This window comes from Skermanella sp., from assembly GCF_059503625.1.
The window spans coordinates 1-4,086 of sequence record NZ_JCACHA010000079.1 but is presented as its reverse complement, the minus strand read 5'-3'; the positions used below and the strand labels follow the sequence as shown (position 1 = coordinate 4,086).

General features: G+C 66.4%; 5 protein-coding genes and 1 pseudogene. 4 read left to right on the top strand and 2 right to left on the bottom strand.

Annotation, left to right across the window (positions count from 1 at the left end; translation table 11 throughout):
- Together AC5JJ6_RS02130 and AC5JJ6_RS02125 are read right to left on the bottom strand one after the other, a co-directional pair.
- A pseudogene (locus AC5JJ6_RS02130) lies at positions 1–348 on the bottom strand (ABC transporter permease); the annotation flags it as partial.
- A 111-nt stretch (positions 349–459) separates the two neighbouring features.
- Entirely contained in the window at positions 460–1,218 is a 759-nt protein-coding gene (locus tag AC5JJ6_RS02125; RefSeq protein WP_496040459.1) for an ABC transporter ATP-binding protein, read from the bottom strand.
- 59 nt (positions 1,219–1,277) lie between these two features.
- Here AC5JJ6_RS02125 and AC5JJ6_RS02120 point away from each other — a divergent pair, with 59 nt between their 5' ends.
- The 4 genes from AC5JJ6_RS02120 to AC5JJ6_RS02105 all read left to right on the top strand — a co-directional run bounded on the left by AC5JJ6_RS02120 (position 1,278) and on the right by AC5JJ6_RS02105 (position 4,002).
- Positions 1,278–2,594 (top strand): ActS/PrrB/RegB family redox-sensitive histidine kinase, encoded by a 1,317-nt coding sequence (locus AC5JJ6_RS02120; protein ID WP_496040458.1) that lies wholly within the window; start codon positions 1,278–1,280, stop codon positions 2,592–2,594.
- Positions 2,595–2,609: 15 nt separating this feature from the next.
- Positions 2,610–3,194, top strand: a complete 585-nt coding sequence (locus AC5JJ6_RS02115) for an ActR/PrrA/RegA family redox response regulator transcription factor (RefSeq protein ID WP_044432291.1) — start codon at positions 2,610–2,612, stop codon at positions 3,192–3,194.
- Positions 3,195–3,286: 92 nt separating this feature from the next.
- The gene (locus AC5JJ6_RS02110; protein ID WP_496040457.1) at positions 3,287–3,730 is read left to right on the top strand and encodes a ferritin-like domain-containing protein; all 444 of its coding nucleotides are present in this window, start codon (positions 3,287–3,289) and stop codon (positions 3,728–3,730) included.
- A gap of 86 nt (positions 3,731–3,816) precedes the next feature.
- Complete coding sequence (locus AC5JJ6_RS02105; protein ID WP_044432289.1) at positions 3,817–4,002, top strand: hypothetical protein; 186 nt, start codon at positions 3,817–3,819, stop codon at positions 4,000–4,002.
- Positions 4,003–4,086 lie beyond the last annotated feature (84 nt).

Below are 4,086 nucleotides of genomic sequence, written 5' to 3'. Positions count from 1 at the left end.
CGTCCGGATCAGGCTCATCGTCATCAGCGCCGCGACCCATTCTCCCGGCCGCAGCGGACTGACGAACAGGTGGCCCAGATTGCGCGACCACATCTCCTCCAGGAACGACACCGACACGCCGAGCTGGCCCCGGAACAGCACGTCCCACAGCAGCACCGCCGCGATCAGCACGCCGGCGGCCTGTGCGACCCAGGTGCTGTTGGTCGCCATGAACTGGCTGATGAAGCCCCACATGATCATCTGGACGGTCGGCCAGTACGCCAGTTCCAGGATTCGCGGCCAGGAGCCGCGCAGCAGATACCAGTAGCGCAGCACCATCGCCGCGATGCGGCGTACAGACGCACCCATCGTTCCCGTTCCTCAGTTTGTCACGGTGATGTAGAAGCGGCCGGAGGCCGCTTCTACATGGAACCGATGTTCGCTATCGTCCAATCATAATCTCTGCTTGGGTTCACTGGTTTAATCCGCCGCGTCGGCGACGCCACCGGTCCGGCGTTCGCGCGCGATGTCCAGGAAGACGTCCTCCATCGTGTCGCGGCCGTAGCGTTCCAGCAACTCGGCCGGCGTGCCGCGATCGACGATGGAGCCCTTGCGCATCATCAGCACGAGGCTGCACAGCCGCTCGACCTCCAGCATGTTGTGGGACGCCAGCAGGATCGTGGCGCCGGTCTCCCGCCGGTAGGTTTCCAGATATGTCCGGACCCAATCCGCCGTATCGGGGTCGAGCGAGGCGGTCGGCTCGTCCAGCAGCAGCACGTCCGGCTTGTTGAGCAGCGCCTTGGCCAGGGCGACGCGGGTCTTCTGTCCGGCCGACAGCTTGCCGACGGGCTTCTTCAGGAATTGGGCGATGTCCAGCGCCTCCGCGATCTCCGCGACGCGGCGCCGGACGCCCGGCAATCCGTAGAGATGGCCGTAGACGGTCAGGTTCTCCGCCACGGTCAGCCGGTGCGGCAGGTCCACATAGGGGGACGAGAAGTTCATCCGGGTCAGGACCCGGTGCCGGTGGCGCAGCATATCGACGCCCAGGACCTCGATCGTGCCGGATGTCGGCAGCAGCAGGCCCAGCAGCATGGAGATGGTCGTGGTCTTGCCGGCGCCGTTGCCGCCCAGCAGTCCGACCACCGTGCCCGCGGGGACGGCGAAGCTAATGGCGTCTACGGCGGTGGTGTCGTCGAACCGCTTGGTCAGGCCTTCGACTTTAATGACAGCTTGGGACATAAGCAGGCTATATGGCAGGTCTGCCCATCCCTGACCACCCCCAGGCCCAAGCCGCCCGCATGACCGAAACAGCATACCCTCCCCACGCTACGCCCATCGCCACGGCCATCGACGGCCGGGTGACGCTGCGCACCCTGATCCTGATTCGCTGGATCGCGGTGTTCGGCCAGTTGACCGCCGTGCTGTCCGTCCATTACGGCTTCGGCTTCAAGCTGCCGCTGGGACCGGCGCTGGCCGCGATGGGCGCCTCGGTGCTGCTGAACCTCGCGGCGCAGGCCCAGCGCGGCGCGCGGCCCCGGCTGGCGGACCGCGACGCCGCGCTGTATCTCGGGTACGACACGCTGCAACTGACGCTGCTGCTCTATCTGACCGGCGGGCTGCAAAATCCCTTCGCGATCCTGATCCTGGCGCCGCTGACGGTCGCCGGCACCATTTTGTCGCGGGTCAGCGTGACGGCGCTGACGGTGCTGGCGCTGTGCTGCCTGACCGGGCTGGCGCTGTGGCAGTTCCCGCTGCCTTGGGCCAACGGCGCCGTCGGCCTGCCGCCGCTTTACCTGCTCGGCATCTGGCTGGCGCTGTCGCTCTCCGCCATCTTCATCACCGCCTATGTCTGGAGCGTGGCGCAGGAGGCGCGGTCGATCTCCGACGCGCTGTCCGCCAGCCAGATGGCGCTGGAGCGGGAACAGCGGCTGTCGGCGCTGGGGGCGCTGGCGGCGGCTGCGGCCCATGAACTGGGCACTCCGCTCGGCACCATCCATCTCGTCGCGAAGGAACTGGCGAGCGAGATCCCGCCGGACAGTCCGCTGGCCGAGGACATCGCCTTGCTGCAAAGCCAGAGCCTGCGCTGCCGCGACATCCTGGCCGAATTGTCCCGCAAGCCGGAGGCGGAAGGCGGCGAGCCGTTCGACCGCCTGACGGTCGCGGCGCTGATCGACGCCGCCGGCGCGCCGCATCGCCTGGGTCATATACAATTCGTCCTGGAAACCGACGCGGTCGCCGGACCCGCCGTTCCGATGATCCGGCGCAGTCCGGAAATCATCCATGGGCTCGGCAACCTGATCCAGAACGCGACCCAGTTCGCCCGGTCGCGCGTGACCGTGCGTGCCCGCTGGGATCTGGAATCGCTGACGATTACGGTGACCGACGACGGTCCGGGCTTCCCGCAGAGCCTGCTGCACCGGATCGGCGAGCCGTACATATCCACGCGTGTCGAGGGCGGCCGGGCGGACGGCCGGGCGCATATGGGTCTGGGCATCTTCATCGCGCAGACCCTGTTGGAACGGACCGGCGCCGTGGTCGCGTTCGCCAATAGTCGTAGCGGCGGGGCGCAAGTTGTCGTACGGTGGATTCCACCGATTTTCGACACGAAAGGCTGAGGACGGGAACGCAGAATGACATCCGAGATCGGTCCGACAGGCGAGCCAGCCAAACTTACATTCTCCGGTGACGCTTCCCGCAGCCTACTGGTCGTCGATGACGACCCCCCATTCCGCAACCGTTTGGCGAGAGCGATGGAGAAGCGCGGCTTCGACGTCGTCGCGGTCGACAGCGTCGCGATGGGGATCGAGGTCGCCCAGGAATCCGCCCCCGTCTTCGCCGTGGTCGACCTTAGGCTGGGCGACGGCAGCGGACTGGACGTGGTGGCGGCCTTGCGCGATGCCCGTCCCGACAGCAGGATCGTGGTGCTGACCGGGTACGGCAACATCGCGACCGCCGTCGCGGCGGTCAAGGCCGGCGCCGTCGATTACCTGCCCAAGCCGGCCGACGCCGACGCGGTCGAAGCGGCACTGCTTGCCGACGGCCGTCCGCTGCCGCCGCCGCCGGAAAACCCGATGTCGGCCGACCGGGTCCGCTGGGAACATATTCAGCGGGTTTTCGAGCAGTGCGACCGCAACGTGTCGGAGACCGCGCGCCGCCTGAAGATGCATCGCCGGACGCTCCAGCGCATCCTGAACAAGCACGCCCCGCGCGGCTGACTTCTTCCGGGTATGGGAACCAATTCAGGTTGGTTCGGGTTCTTGCCGGTACGCAAACGCTTGCCGGTAAGAACCCCCTGCTGGAGTCCGCCATGACCAAGGACGAGATTGTCGATACCCTGAACGACCTGATCCAGATCACCGAGGACAGTCACGAAGGGTATCGCAAATCCGCCGAAGACGCCGAGGAACAGGACCTGAAGTCCCTGTTCAACGATCTGTCGGCCCAGCGCGGCGCCATGGTCCGGGACCTTCAGAAGCACGTGGCGGAACAGGGCGGAGCGCCGGAGGCGAGCGGCACCATGCTGGGCGGGGCACACCGGTTCTTCGTCGGCCTGAAGTCGTCCGTCATGGGGCGCGACCGGACGGCTATCCTCCAGGAAATCGAGCGGGGCGAAAGCGAAGCCGTCCGCCGCTACGAGCAGGCGCTCGACAAGGATCTGCCGACCCATCTCGCCGGCGTGATCAGCCAGCATCTCTCCCGGCTGAAGAGCGACCGCGACCGCGTCGCGGCGATGAACAAGGCATCCGCTTAGGTCCGGGCGGATAGCGCCGGTTGCAACCATCTCGGCGCCGCCTTGTTGGAGTCCGAATACGCTCCTCCGGAAAAAGGACCACGACGATGGCCACCAACGCCGAAATCGCCGCGAAGCTTCTGCGGGATGCCGCGACCTTCTTCCGCCATGTCGGCGAGCAGAACGATCCGATCAAGGACCAGATGGACAGCAATGCCCAGGCCTACGACACGATCGCCGAACTGGTCGAGACCGAGCCCACAGCGGAGTTCGACCTGATCGACCAGCGATAGATTTGGATGTCATTCTGCAAATAAGCGCGGTAGGTCGGGTAAAGCGAAGCGGCACCCGACAAGCAGGCGCGTCGATGTCGGGTG